General features: G+C 64.3%; 18 protein-coding genes. 3 read left to right on the top strand and 15 right to left on the bottom strand.

From position 1 onward, the window contains the following. Positions 1-11 precede the first annotated feature (11 nt). From CJU94_RS29315 to CJU94_RS29305, 3 genes are all read right to left on the bottom strand, one after another. Complete coding sequence (locus tag CJU94_RS29315) at positions 12-734, bottom strand: sulfite exporter TauE/SafE family protein (protein ID WP_095422079.1); 723 nt, start codon at positions 732-734, stop codon at positions 12-14. Between the two features lie 100 nt (positions 735-834). Beyond that, on the bottom strand, positions 835-2,178 hold the full coding sequence (locus CJU94_RS29310; RefSeq protein ID WP_095422848.1) for a hemolysin family protein: 1,344 nt from the start codon (positions 2,176-2,178) through the stop codon (positions 835-837). 93 nt (positions 2,179-2,271) lie between these two features. Further along, a complete protein-coding gene (locus tag CJU94_RS29305) occupies positions 2,272-3,090 on the bottom strand; it encodes a sensor histidine kinase (RefSeq protein ID WP_095422078.1) in 819 nt (272 codons plus the stop codon). Positions 3,091-3,277: 187 nt separating this feature from the next. Between CJU94_RS29305 and CJU94_RS29300 the strand changes: the two genes are divergently transcribed. Together CJU94_RS29300 and CJU94_RS29295 are read left to right on the top strand one after the other, a co-directional pair. Beyond that, the gene (locus tag CJU94_RS29300; protein ID WP_027803023.1) at positions 3,278-3,619 is read left to right on the top strand and encodes an FKBP-type peptidyl-prolyl cis-trans isomerase; all 342 of its coding nucleotides are present in this window, start codon (positions 3,278-3,280) and stop codon (positions 3,617-3,619) included. A gap of 31 nt (positions 3,620-3,650) precedes the next feature. Continuing rightward, complete coding sequence (locus tag CJU94_RS29295) at positions 3,651-4,430, top strand: AraC family transcriptional regulator (RefSeq protein ID WP_095422077.1); 780 nt, start codon at positions 3,651-3,653, stop codon at positions 4,428-4,430. A 190-nt stretch (positions 4,431-4,620) separates the two neighbouring features. Here CJU94_RS29295 and CJU94_RS29290 read toward each other — a convergent pair whose 3' ends face one another. Beyond that, positions 4,621-5,811, bottom strand: coding sequence for an O-succinylhomoserine sulfhydrylase (locus CJU94_RS29290; RefSeq protein ID WP_095422076.1), 1,191 nt, complete (start codon positions 5,809-5,811; stop codon positions 4,621-4,623). On the opposite strand from CJU94_RS29290, the gene CJU94_RS40995 reads away from it, so the two are divergent. Continuing rightward, the gene (locus tag CJU94_RS40995) at positions 5,810-6,061 is read left to right on the top strand and encodes a hypothetical protein (protein WP_157763817.1); all 252 of its coding nucleotides are present in this window, start codon (positions 5,810-5,812) and stop codon (positions 6,059-6,061) included. The two genes, CJU94_RS29290 and CJU94_RS40995, sit on opposite strands and share 2 nt — an antisense overlap. A 48-nt stretch (positions 6,062-6,109) precedes the next feature. Here the strand turns inward: CJU94_RS40995 and purF are convergent, their stop codons facing one another. The 11 genes from purF to CJU94_RS29235 all read right to left on the bottom strand — a co-directional run bounded on the left by purF (position 6,110) and on the right by CJU94_RS29235 (position 18,935). Continuing rightward, complete coding sequence (gene purF / locus CJU94_RS29285) at positions 6,110-7,660, bottom strand: amidophosphoribosyltransferase (protein ID WP_091804841.1); 1,551 nt, start codon at positions 7,658-7,660, stop codon at positions 6,110-6,112. Positions 7,661-7,822: 162 nt separating this feature from the next. Beyond that, positions 7,823-8,317, bottom strand: a complete 495-nt coding sequence (locus CJU94_RS29280) for a CvpA family protein (protein ID WP_095422075.1) — start codon at positions 8,315-8,317, stop codon at positions 7,823-7,825. A 7-nt stretch (positions 8,318-8,324) separates the two neighbouring features. Then, a complete protein-coding gene (locus tag CJU94_RS29275; RefSeq protein ID WP_095422074.1) occupies positions 8,325-9,269 on the bottom strand; it encodes an SPOR domain-containing protein in 945 nt (314 codons plus the stop codon). 29 nt (positions 9,270-9,298) lie between these two features. Continuing rightward, positions 9,299-10,609 carry a bifunctional tetrahydrofolate synthase/dihydrofolate synthase gene (gene folC, locus CJU94_RS29270; RefSeq protein ID WP_095422847.1) on the bottom strand — a complete coding sequence of 437 codons (1,311 nt, stop codon included), beginning with the start codon at positions 10,607-10,609 and terminating at the stop codon, positions 9,299-9,301. Between the two features lie 300 nt (positions 10,610-10,909). After that, on the bottom strand, positions 10,910-11,782 hold the full coding sequence (gene accD, locus CJU94_RS29265) for an acetyl-CoA carboxylase, carboxyltransferase subunit beta (RefSeq protein ID WP_006047605.1): 873 nt from the start codon (positions 11,780-11,782) through the stop codon (positions 10,910-10,912). Positions 11,783-11,863: 81 nt separating this feature from the next. Further along, a complete protein-coding gene (gene trpA / locus CJU94_RS29260; RefSeq protein ID WP_095422073.1) occupies positions 11,864-12,676 on the bottom strand; it encodes a tryptophan synthase subunit alpha in 813 nt (270 codons plus the stop codon). Between the two features lie 46 nt (positions 12,677-12,722). Then, complete coding sequence (locus CJU94_RS29255) at positions 12,723-13,628, bottom strand: DNA-methyltransferase (RefSeq protein WP_095422072.1); 906 nt, start codon at positions 13,626-13,628, stop codon at positions 12,723-12,725. An 11-nt stretch (positions 13,629-13,639) separates the two neighbouring features. Then, positions 13,640-14,833, bottom strand: a complete 1,194-nt coding sequence (trpB, locus tag CJU94_RS29250; RefSeq protein WP_095422071.1) for a tryptophan synthase subunit beta — start codon at positions 14,831-14,833, stop codon at positions 13,640-13,642. A gap of 60 nt (positions 14,834-14,893) precedes the next feature. After that, positions 14,894-15,604, bottom strand: a complete 711-nt coding sequence (locus CJU94_RS29245; RefSeq protein ID WP_095422070.1) for a phosphoribosylanthranilate isomerase — start codon at positions 15,602-15,604, stop codon at positions 14,894-14,896. Then, a complete protein-coding gene (gene truA / locus CJU94_RS29240; RefSeq protein WP_095422069.1) occupies positions 15,601-16,413 on the bottom strand; it encodes a tRNA pseudouridine(38-40) synthase TruA in 813 nt (270 codons plus the stop codon). The genes CJU94_RS29245 and truA overlap by 4 nt, the downstream gene beginning before the upstream one ends. Next, positions 16,410-18,935: a FimV/HubP family polar landmark protein gene (locus CJU94_RS29235; RefSeq protein ID WP_095422068.1), complete on the bottom strand. Its 2,526-nt coding sequence runs from the start codon at positions 18,933-18,935 to the stop codon at positions 16,410-16,412. Before CJU94_RS29235 ends, truA begins: the two co-directional genes overlap by 4 nt. Positions 18,936-18,942: the final 7 nt, after the last annotated feature.

The raw sequence follows: 18,942 nt of genomic DNA, 5'->3' as shown, positions 1-18,942 counted from the left end.
GCTCGCCGGGGCTAGCGCCCCGCTGCCCACAGCAGCGACAGCCCCGACGACAGCATCAAGCCGTCGACGACCAGTTTGAAGGTGGCGGGACTCATCCGGACCACGATCGTTCGCGCGGCAAACGAGCCGACCATCAATGCGGAGCCGGTGATCAAGCCATCGATCACCACATGCAAGGGCAGCGCGCCGAAATGATTGAAAACCGCGACTTTGGCGGCATAGACGGTCAACGAGCCCGCCGCTTCGGTCGCGAGAAAGGCGCCTTTCACAAGGCCGTACGACATGAATACGGGTACCGTGATCGGCCCGGTCGACACGACGATTCCAGTGAGAAAGCCCACCGCGCCGCCGATCAGCGAGAGTTGCCACAGCGAGAACTTGATGGCGCGCCGCGCGAGCCAGCGCCGCGTGGGGACCATGGCGACAAAGAACACGCCCAACGCGATTTCGACCGCATGGGGCGGCAACGCGAGCAGCGTTCGCACGCCCAGCGCCGCCCCCGGCACGGCGGTCACGCAGTAAGCACCGCATGCACGCCAGTCGATCTCGCGCCACCACGCGAGAACCTTGCCGAAGTTGCCCATGATTGCCGCGATCGCCATGATCGGCACCGCCTGTTGCGGACCGAACAGCATCACGAGGACGGGCATCAGCATCATCGACGAGCCGGTGCCGACCACGCCGCTCAACGTGCCGGCCAGCAATCCCACGCACAGCACCAGCAGATATCCCATGTCGCCCCCAATGGTGTGGACGCCAATTCTACCTGCGCAATGCTGTGGCGCGCGCAGCGGGATCGGCTCCCCGCTGAGTCCCGCGCGGCGCTATGGCGCCTTAACCGCCTTCGTCGTCGAGAGCTTTCGGATAGACCCGCACGAGCACGATACGCGGGCCTTTCATCTTCTTGACCACCACGTCGAAGCGGTCGAACTCGACCCGCTGCCCTTCGGTCGGCAGATCGTTGAGCGCCTGGATGACGAGGCCGCCCACCGACTCTGCCTTGCCTTCGTCGATGTCAATGCCCAACGCGCGCTCCAGCGACACCACCGGCAAGCTGCCCTTGCCCATCAGCGTGCCGTCGTCCATGCGGGTCCAGTCGGCATCGCCCTGACGGAATTCGTCGTGGATCTGGCCGACCAGTGCGCCGAGCAGATTGTCTAGCGTCAGGAAGCCGATCGGCTTCTCCCGCTTGTGGCCGACCAGCGCGAAGTGCGGCGCGCCCTTGCGGAAGCGGCGAAACAGTTCGAGCGCCGGCATCTCCGGCGTGACGTACTGCACGGGGCGCGCGTATTGGGAAAGATCGTCGAGCGTGCTGCCCGCGTGCCGCGCCAGCAGCAAGTCCTTCAAATGGATCATGCCGGCCACGCGTTCGCCGGATGCGTCTTCAAACAACGGATAACGGCTGAAACGGTGCCGCGCCACCACCTGCATGTTTTCGCGCAACGGCAGATCGCGCCGCAGGCCGATCATTTCGTAAGCCGGACGCATGAGGTCCGACACGGTCATGCGCGAAAAATCCAGCGAGTGCGCGATCGTGTTCCACTCGTCCTGGCTATACGCGCCGTCCGGCGGACCTAGCTCCGTAGCGACGTTGGCGCGGCGCCCACGCAGGATCAGCTTGAGTTCGTCCGTCGAGTAGTGCGAGTCGTGGCCGTGATCGGCGTCGAGCCCGGCGAGCCTGAGCACCGCGTTGGCGCTCGAATTGAGCACCCAGATGGCCGGATACATGGCCCAGTAAAAGCCGTACAACGGCATGGCGGCCCATAGCGAGACCTTCTCCGCCTCGCGAATGGCCAGCGACTTCGGTGCGAGTTCGCCCACCACGATGTGCAGGAACGAGATGCATGAGAACGCGAAGAAGAGCGAGATGCCGTGGATCAGCTTCTCCGATTCGACGCCGAGCAGGCCGAAGACCGGCGTGAGCAGTTCCGCGAACGCGGGCTCGCCGATCCAGCCAAGCCCGAGCGACGCCAGCGTAATGCCCAACTGGCATGCGGAGAGATAGGCGTCGAGGCGTCCGTGCACCTTGGCGAGCAGACGTCCGCGCATGCCATGTTTGGCGGCAAGACTTTGCACGCGCGTCTGCCGCAGTTTGACGAGACCGAATTCGGCGGCAACAAAGAAACCGTTCAGGGCGACGAGAAACAACGCGCCGATAAGGGCGACAACCTGGATCAAAGCGAAAGGCTCCGGCGACAAAAGTTGTCAGTATAGAGGGTGAAAGCTCGGTGAAACCTTTATCGCGCGGAGCAGCCGTCCAAGTCGAACCGCCTATTTCGGAGCCGTTGCGCTCAGCGGGACGCGCAGCGCGAGCGTGGCCGTGGCGCCGTCCGCGGTGCTGTCGGTTGCCTCGCCTTGCTCGAAACTGCCGCCGTGCGCTTCCGCGATGCGCTTGCAGAGCGCCAGCACCCACGCGATCCGTTTCGCTTCGCGCGGCTCGCGTGCCTGCTTGCGGGCGAACGCCTCGAGTACATGAGGCAACGAGGGGTCTTCCAACGCGGCGTCATTGGGCTCGTATGCGACGCTGGCGTGCCACACGCTCGTATCCGCTTTCGTGACCAGCTTGACCGTGGCGCCTTCCGCGCTCGCTTCGACCGCGAACGTGAGCATCAGCCATAGCGCGGCGGCAAGGCGCTCGCGGTCGCCGTTGAGCTGCTCGGTGGCGAGTTGCGAGTCGACGGCGACTTCCACGCCGCGCGCGCGACCCAGGCCCGAGCGGACTTCTTCCGCCGTTTCGTCGAGTAACGGATGCAGGGGAAATGGCGCGTAGGCTAGCGCTAGTGATTTTGTCTCGGCGCGCGTGGTGTCGACGATCGTCTCGAGCAACTTGACCTGCTGATCCACGCCATTGCGAATGCCGGTGACGGCGCGTTGCGCATTGGGATCGTTCGCGTCGAGCTTGCGCTCCAGCACGTACGCCCAGCTATGAATGGCATTCAATGGACCACGCAGGTCGTGCGACACCAGCGACAGCACATGGTCGCGCATGAACAGCGCGGCTTCCGCGCGCAGATGCGCGGTGCGTTCGGATACGGCGAAGCCGGAAGCCACCGGCTTTTCGCCAGCATTTCCGGTTGAAGACGTTGTCACGATCGAGCCCTCTCAGGCGGTGCATGATGATTGAAAGAAGCCCCATTATAGGCACGCGGTCCGGCGCGACCAGCGTGGCCGGACGACCACCCTTCACGCAATCCGCGTGCCACGCGGCAATCCTGCGCGATGCGGCGTCAACACGCCTACAATGTCGGTTTTTACGTTTTGATCTGAGGAGCGATACATGTCGACTGTGACTACCGAATCCGGTTTGAAGTACGAAGACATCGTTGAAGGCACCGGCGCCGAGGCAGTGGCCGGCAAGACCGTCAGCGTTCACTACACCGGCTGGCTGACCGATGGTCAGAAGTTCGACTCGAGCAAGGACCGCAATGACCCGTTCGCTTTCGTGCTGGGCGGCGGCATGGTCATCAAGGGCTGGGACGAAGGCGTGCAAGGCATGAAGGTCGGCGGCACCCGCAAACTGACCATCCCGCCGCAACTCGGCTACGGCGTGCGCGGCGCGGGCGGCGTGATTCCGCCGAACGCGACGCTCGTGTTCGAAGTCGAATTGCTCGGCGTCTGAGTTTTCGCCGTTCCGTTGCCACGCACCGTCGATGACTCACGCCCCCGTTTCCGCCCCTAGCGTTTCGCTGCGCCGCTACGGCGCGATCGAAGCGTCGGACGTGCACGACTTTCACCAGGTCGTGCTCGGACTCGACGGCGCGATGGTCATGACGGTGAACGGCGTCGCGCACCAGATCGACGCCGGCTCCGCCTGGCTCATCCCGGCGGGCGCTCGGCACGATTACGCGGGCGTCGGCGAAAACCGGCAGCTGGTTCTGGACTTGCCGGCGGCGTCGCTGGCCGTGCCGGAACGGCTGTTCGACCGCGCGCGGGCCGTCACGGTCGACGCCTCGCTCACGCAGCTCGTGCACCGTATCGCGGCGCACGCCGCCGGCGGCGCGCGAGGCGACGATCTGGACACACGGCGTTTTCATTGGGACGCAGCCGCGCGTCTCGGCGCGGCGCTGGTGGCCGACGCGGGCACGACGGCGGGCGCGCAGGCGGCAGGCGCCGGTCTGGATTTTGCGCGTATCGACCGCTGGTTGCGCGCGCATTTGTCGGAGCCGGTGCGGATCGCCGACCTCGCCGCGCATTGCGGCTTTGGCATGCGGCGCTTTCATCAGCTTTTTATCGAGGCCTTCGGTGAGACGCCGCATCGCTATTTGCAGCGTCTGCGGCTCGATACGTCGCTCACCTTGCTTGCCGATCCGCGGCTTTCATTAAGCGATATCGCGCTGGACATCGGCTTTGGCGATCAAAGCGCCTATACGCACGCGTTCACGCGGCGTTTCGGGCTGGCGCCCGGTCAATGGCGCGCGCTGCGGCATTGAGTTTTACAGCGGTGTGTTTTTGCTGCGCTAAGTCTTTGCTGCACAAGGTCTTTGCCGCACTAGGTCTCTGCTGCAAGGAGGCTCTGCTGCACTTTGCTGCGCCGCGTCTTACTGCTCTGGGTGTTTGTGCGCGAGCCGCCTGACAGTGCGGCCCGCTTGACCTGCATCGAGCTTTCGCTCAAACCTTCGCTCAACCCGCCAGACCGCGCTCCAGATCGCCCCGGATATCGCCGGCGTTTTCCAGACCGACTGCGAGACGAATCAAGCCTTCGCTGATACCCGCCGCCGCGCGCGCTTCCGGGGTCACGCGGCCATGCGTGGTCGTAGCCGGATGCGTGATGGTGGTGCGCGTATCGCCGAGGTTGCCGGTGATCGAGCAGATTTTCGTGTTGTCGATCACTCGCCATGCATTCGCACGCATCTGCTCGGGCGTGTCGCCCTTCAATTCGAACGACAGGATCGCGCCGCCCGCCTTCTGCTGACGCATGGCCAGCGCGTGCTGCGGATGCGATTCAAGCCCCGGATAGAACACGCGATTCACAGCCGGATGCGTTTCCAGCCAGCGCGCGATCTCGAGCGCATTGGCCGACTGCTTTTCAACGCGCAGCGACAGCGTTTCCATGCCCTTGAGCAGCACCCACGCGTTGAACGCGGAGAGCGTCGGACCGGCGCTGCGCACGAATGGGAACACCTTTTCCATGATGAACTGCTTCGAGCCGACCAACGCGCCGCCGAGCACGCGGCCCTGACCGTCGAGGAATTTGGTGGCCGAATGCATCACGACATCCGCACCGAGCTTCAGCGGCTGCTGCAGGGCCGGGCTGCAGAAGCAATTGTCGACCACGAACAGCGCGTTCGACGCCTTGGCGATCTTGCTGATCGCTTCGATGTCGGCGACTTCGGTCAGCGGATTCGACGGCGTTTCGAGGAAGAACATCTTCGTCTCCGGGCGCACGGCGTTTTTCCATGCGTCCAGATTGGTCGGATCGACGAACGTCGTGGCGATGCCGAACTTGCTGAAGATTTGCGAGAACATGCCGAGCGTCGAACCGAACAGCGCCTGCGAGCTCACCAGATGGTCGCCCGCCTGCAACGCCGACATCACCACCGACATGATCGCGGCCATTCCCGAGGCCGTCGCCATGCAGGCTTCGCCGCCTTCGAGCGCGGCCAGACGGTCCTGGAACATCGACACGGTCGGATTCGTGAACCGCGAGTAAGTGTAGTTGTCTTCGGAATTTTTGAATTTTTCGGCCGCGTCCGCAGCGCTCGCGAACACGAAGCTCGAGGTCAGGAAAATCGCTTCCGAATGTTCGTTGAAATCGCTGCGCACCGTGCCCGAGCGGACTGCCAGCGTGTCGAAGTTCAGGGAGTCGTCCATGTTGGTTCTGGTTTCCAATGTTTCATGGCTGCGTTCGGTGTCGGCGGCTCACGTGAAATCATCTGAGCGCATCAAGCCGAACGGCAGCAACAAAAAAGCCCGCTTTTGCGTCGGCATAAGCGGGCTTCATGTGCGGGGGAAAGCTGGAGCGGAGGTAGATGAATGCGGCTTTTCCACCATTCGCTTTAGCTGTTTCGGGTTGCCCCGCGTCCGCAAGCTGAGTTCAAATCGACGCAAGCCGTCATGCTAACACGCTCCCGGCGCGCCGTGCACCGGGAGCCTGCAACTCGAATCGCGCTCAGCCCACCGATAGTTGCAGATGCAGTTGCGAACGGGCCGGCGCGCCACCGTCGATCGCTTCGCTCGCGGCGTCGCGGTCCGATTGCGAGGACGGTGCGAGACGCGCGGTTTCGATGCGGTCGAGGTACTCGGTCGTGACGTCGCCGGTCACGTAGTTACCGTCGAAACACGACGCTTCGAATTCCTTCAGTGCCGGGTTGATATCGCGGACCGCTTGCTTGAGCGCGTCGACGTCCTGATAAACGAGATGGTCCGCGCCGATCATGCGCGCGACTTCGTCGTCCGAACGGCCGTGGGCGACGAGTTCACCCCGCGTGGGCATGTCGATACCGTAGACGTTCGGGAACTTCACCGGCGGCGCCGCCGAAGCGAAGATCACCTTGTTCGCGCCGGCGTCGCGCGCCATCTGCACGATTTCGTGCGACGTGGTGCCGCGCACGATCGAGTCGTCGACGATCAGCACGTTCTTGCCCTTGAACTCGATGCCCATGGCGTTCAGCTTCTGGCGCACCGACTTCTTGCGCACGGCCTGGCCGGGCATGATGAAGGTCCGACCGACGTAACGGTTCTTGAAGAAGCCTTCACGGTATTCCACGCCCAGCTTCTTCGCGACCTGCATCGCGGCCGGACGGGACGAATCGGGAATCGGCATCACGACGTCGATTGGAACGTCGGGCAGTTCGCGCTTGATCTTCTCGGCGAGGTAGTCGCCCATGCGCAGACGCACGTTGTAGACCGGCACGCCGTCGAGCACCGAGTCCGGACGCGCGAGATACACGAGTTCGAAAATGCAGGGGTTCAGGCTCGGGTTCGTCGCGCATTGCTGCGAGTGCAGATTGCCTTCGATGTCGATGAAAACCGCTTCGCCCGGCGCCACGTCGCGCACGAATTCGAAGCCGATACCTTCGATCGCCACCGACTCCGACGCCAGGATCCATTCGACGCCTTCAGCCGTTTCCTGCTTGCCGAGGCACAGCGGGCGGATGCCGAACGGGTCACGGAAACCCAGCAGGCCGTAACCGGCGATCAGCGACACGATCGCGTACGATCCGCGCACCCGGCGATGCACGCCCGAGACGGCGTTGAACAACGCGGCCGGATCGAGTTGCAGGCCCGAGCTGGAGAGCTGCAGTTCGTGCGCGAGCACGTTGAGCATCACTTCCGTGTCGGAATTGGTATTGATGTGGCGGCGATCGATGCGGAACATCTCATCTTTCAGTTGCTGCCAGTTGGTCAGATTGCCGTTGTGCGCGAGGATGATGCCGAACGGCGCGTTCACGTAGAACGGCTGGGCTTCTTCTTCGCTCGACGCCGAACCGGCCGTCGGATAACGGACCTGACCGATACCGGTCGTGCCGGGCAGGCTGCGCATGTTGCGCGTGCGGAACACGTCGCGCACCATGCCGTTCGCCTTGTGCATGTGGAAATTGCTGCCGTTCGCCGTCGCGATGCCGGCGGCGTCCTGACCGCGATGCTGCAGGAGCAGCAGGCTGTCATAGATCAGCTGATTGACCGGAGAGTGGGAAACTACGCCTACGATGCCGCACATGGCATGTCCTTCAAAGGTACGAAATTCGTCATGGCGGCCGCTGCCTGCGATGGCGTCCCAAGGGACTTCCTTCGGAGCGTTCTCGAAGCTACGCGACCGAACGTAAAGGCAGCCGGTTTGCGCCGGTGTCCTGCTGCGTTTCCCTAACCACTCGCCTGATCGTCACACTCGGACGTAAGCAGCAAGCGTCTCGGGAAGCAGCGGTTTCATTACGTGCACGCCCTCGACCGCATAGGGTCGAAGCAAGGCGTTGCGCCAGAATTCCTGTTGGGGCAGTTCGGTCAAGCCCGCCAGGGCGACCAGAATCAGCACCAGAATGACCCCGCGCACGAGGCCGAACATCAAACCGAGCGAGCGGTCCACGCCGCTCAAGCCGGTTGCCTGCACGATGCGGCTCAAGAGGGCGTTCAGCACGCTCGCCACCAGCACCACACCGATCACTACCAGCGCAAAGGCCAGCAGCCACTGGGTCAACGCGCCGCCCGGCCAGTTAGACGGGATAAACGGCACGACGTAACCGACAAAGCGGCAAGCAATGAAAAAAGCCGCGATCCAGCCGATCAACCCGAATATCTCGGACAAGAAACCGCGCCACGTGCCGCGCAACGCCGACAAACCGATCACCGCCATTACAGCGTAGTCGAAGGCGGTGAACATCGCCGACTTACTGTGCCGCGCCGCTGTTCGCGCCAGACGTCAAGCCGGCCTCGCGAACCTTTGCAATGGCGGCGCTTGCCGCTGCACGGTCCGCAAATGGGCCGGCACGCAGCAACGTGAGCGTGGAGCCGTCAGCCTGCTTCCGATGTTCGGTATATGCGGGCACACCCGCCGCTTTCAACTTGGCTGCCCAACTGCGTGCGTTGGCGTCGTTCGCGAACGCGCCGAGCTGGACGGCGAAACGGCTACCCGGCGGCGAAGCCGGCGTACCGGAATTCGCGTCCGCAGCGGCGGCCGTGTTCGTGTCGTCGGAACCCGGGGCTTGCGCGGCCGGTGCCGCAGTGGTCGGCGCCGGAGCGGTTGCCGCGTTATGCGAGACCGGCGGTTTGGCCGGCTTGGCGGGCGCTGCGGGCGCCGCTGGCGTAGTATTGGCGGCGACGCTCGCCGCCTGCGGTTTCGCCGCCGGCCTGGCCGCGGGCGCTGCCGTTGCTGTGTTCGTTTCCGTGCCCGGTTGCTTCGTGGCACCGGACTGGCCTTGCCTCGCCGCCGTAGCCGGCCCAAGACCGGAGGCGGCAAGTGCCGCGTCTGGCGTGGGGTTGTCGGGCGCTACACCGGCCTGCGTGTCTTCCTCGGCTTTGGCGAGCTTCGGCGCGGGACGGCTTGGAATGTCGATGGAAATGTCGTCTGTGACGGGCTTGGGGTGCGAGTCCAGCACCATCGGCAAAATGACGACCGCGGCCACGACCATTGCGATCGCGCCAACTAGGCGGCGACGCGCACGCTGCTTTTCCGGCAACGTAGGGTCGAGCAGCATCGCATCGGCGTCGACGGTGCGCTCCGTGCGGCGGGTTCGCCGCTCCACGCGCTCGCCACGGGCGGCCCGGATGGAACTGGTATTTGCGCCGCGCCGGGTGGGCGCGTCGTCTTTCTTGCCGAACGAGAAAATTCCCATGAATCGCTTGGTTCGAGGCTGGCGCCCGTTCAGTGTTGCTGCGATTTACGGTAGGCCATGACACCCGCTACCGTATAGAAACTGCCGAAAACCACGATTCTATCATTCTCTGACGCTCGTTTTAGCGCGTCTTGGAAAGCCTCGGCCGGCGTCGCATAGCGCGTCACGCTGCTGTCGGCGCTCTCGCCTACGCCCTGCTCGCGCAAGGCCGCTTCGAGTTGTTCCGCCGACGCCGCGCGCGGCGTCGGCAAATCGGTCACGCACCAATGATCGATTTCGTCTTTCAGATGCGACAACACGCCGGCAATATCCTTGTCGCGCATCGCGCCGAACACCGCGTAGGTGTAGGGGAAAAAGCCCATATTGCCGAGGTTTTGCGTCAGCACCGCGGCCGCGTGCGGATTGTGACCGACATCCAGCACGATGGCCGGCTTGCCCGGCAGCACCTGGAAACGCCCCGGCAGTTCCACGTTCGCAAGGCCGAGGCGGATGTCCTGTGCCGACACCGGTAAGCGGTCACGCAGCGCTTCGAGACCGGCGAGCGCCGCCGACGTGTTGATCAACTGATTCGCGCCGCGCAGCGCCGGATAGGCCAGCGCGGAACGCCGCATGGTCGGGCCGACGTAGCTCCATTGCTGGCGTTCGCTACCCGCCTGACCTTCATAATGGAAATCGCGACCGAACAGCCACAATTGCGCGCCGATTTTTTCCGCGTAATCGATCAGCGACTGCGGCGGCACCGGATCCGCGCAAATTGCCGGCTTGCCCGGGCGGAAGATGCCGGCCTTTTCCAAGGCGATTTTTTCACGCGTGTCGCCGAGATAGTCCGTGTGATCGATATCGATGCTGGTGATGATCGCGCAATCGGTGTCAAGGATATTGACCGCATCGAGGCGGCCGCCCAGGCCGACTTCGAAAATCACCGCATCCAGTCCGCGCGACGCGAACAGGCTCATGATCGCCAGCGTCGTGAATTCGAAATACGTCAGGGTGACCGGCTCGGCGAGGCTCAGGCGCGCGGCTTCGACGGCTTCGAAGTGCGGCAGCAGGTCCGCATCGCTGGCCATTTCGCCGTTCACTCGCGCGCGCTCATTGAACGAGAGCAGGTGCGGCGAGGTATGGCAGCCGACCGTGAAACCTGCGCGCAGCAAAATGGCTTCGAGGATCGCGCACGTGGAGCCCTTGCCGTTCGTACCGCCAACCGTGATCACCGGACACGCGAACGACAGCCGCATTGCGTCGCGCACCTGGCTGATGCGGGAAAGACCCATGTCGATGCCGACCGGATGCGCGGATTCGAGGTGCGTGAGCCACGCGTCGAGGGTGGGGAATGTGGTCATCGGATGAATCGCGAGTGAATCGATTTGGCAGTATTGCAAATGCGCCGAGCGGTCCGCTGCGGCTGCGGCTGCGGCTGCGGCTGCGGCTGCGGCCAGAGCCTGGTCTGCCGGGCAGTTTATGCGCGGAAACTATGCCGTCTGCGCTGGCCGTCGCCGGAAACCGGCGCTACGTTGCGAGACCGTGATTATCCCGGAAATGACAGCGCGCCGCTTGATCACTCACGCGGCGCGCTATTTTTACTGTTTTTCGACGGTGGGCGCGCTCGATAAAGCGCGACAACCCTCCGCCGCGGAGCCTGCTTACGCTACCGCGTCAGCCGGCTGATGGCTCAGGAGCGCCATCAATTGAGCGAGCTCTTCACGCAGCTTGCGGCGATCGACGATCATGTCGATCGCACCCTTCGTCAGCAGGAACTCGGCGCGCTGGAAACCTTCCGGCAGCTTCTCACGCACGGTTTGCTCGATCACACGCGGGCCGGCAAAGCCGATCAGCGCCTTCGGCTCCGCGATCACCACGTCGCCGAGAAACGCGAAACTGGCCGACACGCCGCCCATGGTCGGATCGGTCAGCACGGAGATGAACGGCAGCTTGGCTTCGGCGAGCTTGGTCAGCATGGCCGTCGTCTTCGCCATTTGCATCAGCGACAGCAGGCTTTCCTGCATCCGCGCGCCACCCGAAGCGGTAAAGCAGATGAACGGCACCTTTTGTTCGAGCGCGTTCTGCGCGCCGCGCGCAAAGCGCTCGCCGACCACCGAGCCCATCGAGCCGCCCATGAACGAGAATTCGAAGCAGGCGACCACTACCGGCAGCGTGTGGATCGCACCGCCCATGACGACCATCGCGTCGGTTTCGTCGGTGTCGTCCATGGCTTCTTTCAGACGATCCGGGTACTTGCGGCTGTCTTTGAACTTGAGCGCGTCGACCGGGACGATTTCCTGGCCGATTTCGTAGCGACCTTCCGGATCGAGCAGGCCGTCGAGCCGCTCACGCGCGCCAATGCGCATGTGATGGTCGCACTTCGGGCAAACATGCAGATTGGCCTCGACGTCATTGCGATAAAGCACGGCTTCGCACGACGGGCACTTGATCCACAGGCCTTCCGGAATCCCCTTGCGGCTCTTCGGGTCGGTTTGTTTGATTTTCGGCGGCAGCAGTTTATCGAGCCAGCTCATATTGAATCCTTCTGGGGTCTACGGTCGCGCAAACGGCGGGACAAGCCCGCCGCTCACACTACAGAAGACAAAAATTAACTGTTATCGGGCAGTCGCGATGCTGTCCAACGCCTCGCGCACCTCGGCGACGAAACGCGTGAGCGTCTCGGCGGCGGTGTCGGGTGCCGCTTGTTCCAGCAATTGCACGATACGGCTGCCGATCACGACGGCATCGGACACTTCGGCCACCGCACGCGCGCTTTGCGCGTCGCGGATACCGAAACCGACGCCCACCGGCAGGGGGACGCGCGACTTGATGGCCGGGATTTTACTCGCGATGCTGGAAACGTCCAGATTCGCCGCTCCGGTCACCCCTTTCAACGACACGTAATAGACGTAGCCGCTGGCGATTTTCCCGACTTCCGCAATGCGTTCGTCGGTCGACGTGGGCGCAAGCAGAAAGATTGGATCAATACCCGCAGATCGCATCTGTTCGGCGAAGTTAGCACACTCTTCAGGAGGGTAGTCGACAACCAGCACGCCGTCCACGCCGGCTTCTTTCGCTGCTTTTGCAAAAGCCTCGGCGCCCATGCGCTCGATGGGGTTAGCGTAGCCCATCAGCACCACAGGCGTCGTGCCGTTGGTTTCGCGAAAGCGTTTGACGTCGGCGATCACGTGGCGCAGCGACACGCCGTGCGCCAATGCGCGCTCCGAAGACTGCTGGATGACCGGCCCGTCGGCCATCGGATCGGAAAACGGCACGCCGAGTTCGATGACATCCGCGCCGCCGGCGGCGAGCGCATGCATGAATTCGACGGTGCGGGCTGGGTCGGGGTCGCCGGCCGTCATAAACGGAATCAGGCCTTTTTTGCCTTGGGCGGACAGCGCAGCAAACGTGTTCTTGATACGGGACATGGAATATTCTCGAATTGAGTTACCGCGCAGCATGCCGATCGCACGCTCACTGCGCTTCGGTCTGCCGTTGAGTTTTGGCTTTGACCCGGCGCGCTACCGGAGGAGCGGCGGCAGCGCTGACGCGCTCCCGCGCGATCGCGCAGTAACTTTCATTGATCTCATAGCCGACGAATTCGCGCTGCTGACGGGCGCAAGCGACTGCAGTGGTGCCGCTGCCCATGAAAGGGTCGAGCACGCGGCCGCCCTTCGGACAACTTGCCAGCACCATACGCTCGACGATTTCCAGAGGCTTCTGGGTGGGATGCGCGACACGCTCGGCGTGTTGCCGATGCAGACGCGATACCGACCAGACGTCCTTTGGATTATAGCCAACCTCGAGCCACTTGCTGCCTTCGAACAATTTACGCGAACGCGCCTTCTTCGTGGCGGCATCGTACGGGATGCGGACGGGATCGAGATCGAAGAAGTAATCCTTCGACACCGCGAAAAAGCCGATGTTGTCATGCACCGAAGTAAAACGGCGCACTGTTCCGCCCATGCTCGGCACACGCCGGTCCCAGATGATTTCGTTGATCATCGTGAGTTTTGTCTTCAGGAAGCTGAAGATTTCCGGCGCGTACTGCCATGTGCAGAAAATGTAGAGCGAACCCGACGGCTTGAGCTTCGGAATAGCCAGCTCGAGCCAGCCACGCGTCCAGGCGAGGAAGTCCTCGCCTGTGCGCATGTCGGAGTCGTTGCCGTAATCCTTGCCGAGCCCGTAAGGCGGATCGCACAGGATCAGGTCGATCGACCCGTCGGGAATGTTCGCTACATCGGACAGAAAATCGCGGTTCAACAGCTTGATGCCGGCGGGCACCTGCGGCAACAGCCCTGCGGGCGCCTCGGCCGCCAATACCTCGGCGGCCGGCGTGGTGTCAATTGCCGGCTGCGGCTCGTCGAACTCGTCGCGCATCGTCGCGGCGCTCAGAACTGAATGCCCGATCGCTCAGCGACCGTATGCATGTCCTTGTCGCCGCGGCCCGACAAATTAACCAGAAGGTATTTGTCTTTCGGCAGCGTCGGCGCGAGTTTCGCGGCGTAGGCGAGCGCATGGCTAGATTCCAGCGCCGGAATAATGCCTTCGATGCGGCAACAGTCGTGAAACGCCTTGAGCGCTTCTTCGTCGGTGATGCCGACGTATTCCGCGCGTTTGCTTTCTTTTAGCCACGCATGCTCAGGGCCGACTCCCGGATAATCCAGGCCCGCCGACACCGAATGTGTCTCGATGATCTGGCCGTTTTCATCCTGAAGAAGGTAAGTGCGGTTGCCGTGCAGCACGCCAGGACTTCCGCCGATCAGCGAAGCGGCGTGGCGGCCGGTTTCGATGCCGTCGCCGGCTGCTTCGACGCCGATCAACTTCACGGAAACGTCGTCAATATACGGGTAAAAGATGCCCATTGCGTTCGATCCACCGCCGACACACGCGATCACCGCATCGGGTTGCCGACCGACCAGCTCCGGCATTTGCACCTTGCATTCGTCGCCGATCACGCGCTGGAAGTCGCGCACCATCATCGGGTACGGATGCGGTCCCGCCACCGTGCCGATGATATAGAACGTGTCTTCGACGTTCGTCACCCAGTCGCGCATGGCTTCATTCAACGCGTCCTTCAGGGTGCGCGAGCCAGACTCGACCGGCACGACAGTCGCGCCGAGCAGTTTCATCCGGTACACGTTGGCGGCTTGGCGGCGCACGTCTTCGACACCCATGTAGACCACGCACTCCATGCCGAAACGCGCAGCGATGGTGGCCGTGGCCACGCCATGCTGCCCGGCGCCGGTTTCCGCGATCACGCGCGGTTTGCCCATGCGTTTGGCGAGCAGCGCCTGGCCGATCACGTTGTTGATCTTGTGCGCGCCGGTGTGATTCAGGTCCTCTCGCTTGAGGAACATCTGCGCGCCGCCCAGCATCTCGCTCCAACGCTGTGCGTGATAAATGGGCGACGGTCGGCCGACGAAATACTTCAATTCGCGCTCGTATTCGGCGACGAAGTCGGGATCTTTCTGGAATTTCTCGTAGGCCGCACGCAATTCGTCGAGCGCGTGAACCAGCGTTTCAGCGACGAACGTGCCGCCAAATTGGCCGAAATGACCTCTTTTGTCAGGCAAGTTATACATGATGATCACTCTTCTCAGTGTGGCGCGCGGCTCTCGTGCGAGAGCATTGCGGCGCCGGAATCATTCGGCGTCCGCTGCGCGCACTGCGCGTACGAACGCCGCCATCCGGGCGTGATCTTTCACGCCCTTGGCGCCCGGCGTTTCGATGCCGCTAGAGACATCGACCGCGTACGGGCGCACGCGATGGATCGCATCACTGACGTTTTGCGCGCTCAACCCACCACTCAAAACGGCCCGACGCGCGAGCCCTGCTGGAATAAGTGACCAATCGAAGACCTTCCCGCCGCCGCCGTATCCTTCGACATGGGTGTCGAACAGAAGGCCGCTGGCTGCTGAATAGCTAAGAGCCGATTTTACCAAATCGGCCGGCTGAGTATCCGACGCAACGCGCAACGCGCGCAACCAAGGCAAACCCGCGACGCCGGCGAGCGATTCGCACTGCTCCGCGGTCTCGTCGCCGTGAAACTGCAACAGCGTGAGCCCGACGTTGCTCACCACCTCGCGGATCCAGTCCGGCGTGGCGTTCACGAAGAGGCCGACCACCGACACGAACGGCGGCACGTCGTGCACCAGCTCGACCGCCTGCGCAATGCTGACCGAGCGCGGGCTAGGCGGATAGAACACGAGGCCGATCGCATCGGCGCCGAGGTTGATCGCGTGGGCGACGTCTTCCGGCTTCGACAGGCCGCACAGCTTGATGCGCGTGCGATGCGGCACGGCCTGCTCCACGCGGGCATTGGATTCGTTCGCGAGATGTTCGGTCGATTTCATGTTGACGCCTGCTCGGTCCATACGGTACTCCACGGCACGCTGCCCGTTTGCGGCGCGGGTACGGCGAATTGCTCAGGATAGCCCACCTGCGCCAGATACAGGCCGTCGGGCATGAAGGTCGGCGCAGCAAACTCGCGATCGCGGCTTGCGAGCACCTCGGCCATCCATTCGACCGGGCGACGGCCACGGCCGATGTAGACCAGACATCCCATCAGGTTGCGCACCATATGATGCAGGAACGCGTTCGCCCGAAAACGGAAATGGACGAAGTCGCCCTGCTGCTGGACGTCGATCTGATACAAGTGCTTGAACGGTGTTTTCGACTGGCATTGCGACGAGCGGAAAGCCGAAAAGTCGTGCTCGCCGATCACATGAGCCGTGGCCGCCCGCATCGCGTCCACGTCGAGCGCCGCGTGCACCCAGCCGGCGCGCGTTGCCAGCATCGGCGAGCGCACCGGATGGACGTAAAGCACGTAGTAATAGGTCCGTTCGAACGCCGAGAAACGCGCGTGAAACTCGTCTGGCATGGGCTTGGCCCACTGGACCGAGATCGTCTTCGGCAGAAACGAATTGGTGCCTCGCACCCAGGAAACGTCCGCGCGATCCAGTTCGGTATCGAAGTGCACGACCTGGCCGAGACCGTGCACGCCCGTATCCGTGCGGCCCGCCACGACGGTATGCACCGGCGTCTGCGCGAACTCGCGCAGCGCCCGTTCGAGCTCGTCCTGCACGGTGTTGCCGTGCGGCTGCGACTGCCAACCGCAGAATGCCGAGCCGTCGTACTGGACGCCTAGAGCAATACGCTTCACGACAACGGTGCGAGCGTCGAAAGCAACGCGCGGGCCTCAGTGCGCGTGCCCGGATCGTTCGTCTCGATCACTTCGTTGATGAGCGCGCGCGCGCCGGACAAATCGCCGAGTTCGATGTACTCGGCAGCCAGGTCGAGCTTGTTGCGGGCGATCCGTGTGAGATCGGCCTGGGTGAACGCCGGCAACGGCTCGGCCGGGCTGGGCGGCAACTCGAGGTCGAAATCGAGCTTCAGCGCGCCGAAGCCGGACGCACCGAAGCCCGCGCCCAGACCGGCACCCAGCCCGGCGACGGCCGCGGGGCCTGCGGTGCCGGCGGCGATCTCGTCGGCAATGTGCGGCGTGTCGTCCGGGTGGTGCTCGGCGGCGGATTGTTTCGCCGTGGCTTCCGGCGACGACACCGGCTGCGTCGACAGCGAAGCGGGCGCATGCACATGGTCAGCGGACGACTCGACGCGCGGCGGCAACGCCATGTCGAGGCTGCCGAAGGCATCCACGGCGTCGCGCGGAAACTCGGTCGGCACGGCGGACGCGGGCTGCGTTTGCGCCAACGGTGCTGGCGCGAGGCTCGACGCGCCGTCTGCGGTGCCGGTCTCGCCCGACCGATGCGGTTCGAGCAACGGTTCCTGCGGTGCGGCCGGCGCGTCATCCCAATGCAGGCGATGAACGGGCTCCTCATGCGGAAAGGCTTCGTCGAGAGGCTCGGGCGGCGCCAGCGGCAACGCCTCGGCGCCGAGTTCCGCAGCCGCGGCAAGGCTCGCGGCCATGGTCGCATCATCGAAGTGATCGAGAGGCGGCGCCGGAAGAGGTTCGGGCGCGAAATCGCTCTGAGCGGACGGCGCGATGTTCGGATCGACTTGCGCGGCTTCGACGGCTGCGGATGTTGCGTCGTACTCTTGCGAGAGGCGCTGGGGCGCGCCGGGGTCTTGCACCGGGATGATCTCGTGAGCAGCGGCTTCGTGGGCGGATGCGGAATGTTCTGTTGCGGCTTGTTTTGCCGCTGAGTGTTCCGCTGCCGCAGCCTGTTCCGCAGCCTCGCGTTCTGCCGCAGCTCGTTCCGCAGCCTCACGTTCCCCCGCAGCTCGTTCCGCGGCCTCGCGTTCCCCCGCAGCTCGTTCCGCGGTCTCACGTTCCGCCGCAGCCGTCTGTTCCGCGGCTGCGCGCTGCGTCGCCGCATGTTCCGCCGCTGCCTGCTCCTCGGCCTCCCGCGCCGCGGCCCGGCGCATTTCCGCGTCGCGCTCGGCCGCTGCGCGTTCCGCCATCTCACGCGCCGCCGCCTCGCCTTCCGCTGCTTCACGCTCAGTCGCCGCCAGCGCCGCCGCATTTCGCACGGCTGCCTCGTCGTCAGCGTCCGGCGTTTGCTCGTGTGTCGACACAGTGTCTTGCGGGCTCGCTGCCCGCCCGGACACTCCCGCACCGCCGCCCGCCGACACAGCTTCAGCCGCCGCTGCACGCTCGCGCTTGCGGCGACCCATACGCAACGCCGCGAGCAGCGCAACCAGCGCCGCGCCGACCGCCGCCGCCACGCTCAGTTCCGTCTGCGACATCCCGACATCTTTCGACGTCGAAGCCGCCGGGCTAGCGACGTGACCAGGTGCAGCCGCCGCTGAAGACGCGCCAGGCGCCGGCTGAGCGACGCTGGTCGAAGCGCCGCCCGTCACAGCCGGCGTACCGCCGATACCATGCTTCTGTAACTCCATCAGCACGCGATTTTTCAGCGCAAGCAATTGCTGCAAGCTCGAGACCTGCGCACGCGGCTGCGAGGCCGGTTGTGCGGCGCCCGTCCCCGCCGTTGTGCCGGGTCCGGACGCCGACGCGGTTTCAGCTGCCTCGCTGGCCGAGGGTTGAATCGAGCCGGTCCATTCATGAGCGGTGCTGGCCGGCGACGCCGGTGCCTGCGACCCTGCGACCGGCGCAGAGGAACCCGCGCCACCCGCACTCGCCGAACTCCCCTCGGCCGTTGCACTGGCCGCCGCCGAAACGGCAGGGGCGGCCGGCGTCGCCGCGTGCGCCGCAGCGCTGGCTGCACTAGCCGCCACCGCATTCGCCTGCGCCACGCTGCTCGCCGCCGCCGCGCCCGGTGCGGAAGCAGACGTCGTAGCGGCAGCCGCGGAACCAGCCGACGCAACACCCGCCGACGACGCAGCCAACGCGCCCGACGCATCCAGCACCGGAACCGTCAGCACCGCACCCACGCGCATCCGGCTCGGGTCGTGACTCATGAAGGCGTTCGGGTTCGCCTCGAACAGCGCGCGCGAAGCTCGTGCGAGCGTCGCCCGGTCGTGCGACTGCGTGACGGCAATCGCCACGTCGTTCAGCGACTGCCCGGGCCGCACCGTAAATTGACCACCGTTCGCGTACGAAACGGAGGCCGCGTCCGGCGCGCTCGCTGCGTCGCCTGGCGCGGCAAGCGCGCTGCCCACGCCGGCGCTGGCCAGCGCGAGCGCCAAAGCGGCCGCGGCCGCGATTCGGTGCGCGCCTTGATGAACGAACATAGCCCGAAGGGATGAGAGTCGAAGGTTCATCGGGACT

The organism is Paraburkholderia aromaticivorans, from assembly GCF_002278075.1.
GTDB classification, from domain to species: Bacteria; Pseudomonadota; Gammaproteobacteria; order Burkholderiales; family Burkholderiaceae; genus Paraburkholderia; species Paraburkholderia aromaticivorans.
Note: the sequence above shows the minus strand (reverse complement) of the source record. Positions and strands in the feature narration are given on the sequence as shown.

What these genes read in the sequence shown, in the direction of transcription:
- CJU94_RS29295 (WP_095422077.1), top strand. Translation starts at nt 3,651, where the DNA reads ATGACTCACGCCCCCGTTTCCGCCCCTAGCGTTTCGCTGCGCCGCTAC.
- accD (WP_006047605.1), bottom strand. Translation starts at nt 11,782, where the DNA reads ATGAGCTGGCTCGATAAACTGCTGCCGCCGAAAATCAAACAAACCGAC.
- CJU94_RS40995 (WP_157763817.1), top strand. Translation starts at nt 5,810, where the DNA reads ATGTTGGTTCTGGTTTCCAATGTTTCATGGCTGCGTTCGGTGTCGGCG.
- CJU94_RS29235 (WP_095422068.1), bottom strand. Translation starts at nt 18,935, where the DNA reads ATGAACCTTCGACTCTCATCCCTTCGGGCTATGTTCGTTCATCAAGGC.
- CJU94_RS29245 (WP_095422070.1), bottom strand. Translation starts at nt 15,604, where the DNA reads ATGAAATCGACCGAACATCTCGCGAACGAATCCAATGCCCGCGTGGAG.
- trpB (WP_095422071.1), bottom strand. Translation starts at nt 14,833, where the DNA reads ATGTATAACTTGCCTGACAAAAGAGGTCATTTCGGCCAATTTGGCGGC.
- CJU94_RS29290 (WP_095422076.1), bottom strand. Translation starts at nt 5,811, where the DNA reads ATGGACGACTCCCTGAACTTCGACACGCTGGCAGTCCGCTCGGGCACG.
- CJU94_RS29255 (WP_095422072.1), bottom strand. Translation starts at nt 13,628, where the DNA reads ATGCGCGACGAGTTCGACGAGCCGCAGCCGGCAATTGACACCACGCCG.
- CJU94_RS29280 (WP_095422075.1), bottom strand. Translation starts at nt 8,317, where the DNA reads ATGTTCACCGCCTTCGACTACGCTGTAATGGCGGTGATCGGTTTGTCG.
- CJU94_RS29275 (WP_095422074.1), bottom strand. Translation starts at nt 9,269, where the DNA reads ATGGGAATTTTCTCGTTCGGCAAGAAAGACGACGCGCCCACCCGGCGC.
- CJU94_RS29315 (WP_095422079.1), bottom strand. Translation starts at nt 734, where the DNA reads ATGGGATATCTGCTGGTGCTGTGCGTGGGATTGCTGGCCGGCACGTTG.
- folC (WP_095422847.1), bottom strand. Translation starts at nt 10,609, where the DNA reads ATGACCACATTCCCCACCCTCGACGCGTGGCTCACGCACCTCGAATCC.
- purF (WP_091804841.1), bottom strand. Translation starts at nt 7,660, where the DNA reads ATGTGCGGCATCGTAGGCGTAGTTTCCCACTCTCCGGTCAATCAGCTG.
- trpA (WP_095422073.1), bottom strand. Translation starts at nt 12,676, where the DNA reads ATGTCCCGTATCAAGAACACGTTTGCTGCGCTGTCCGCCCAAGGCAAA.
- CJU94_RS29300 (WP_027803023.1), top strand. Translation starts at nt 3,278, where the DNA reads ATGTCGACTGTGACTACCGAATCCGGTTTGAAGTACGAAGACATCGTT.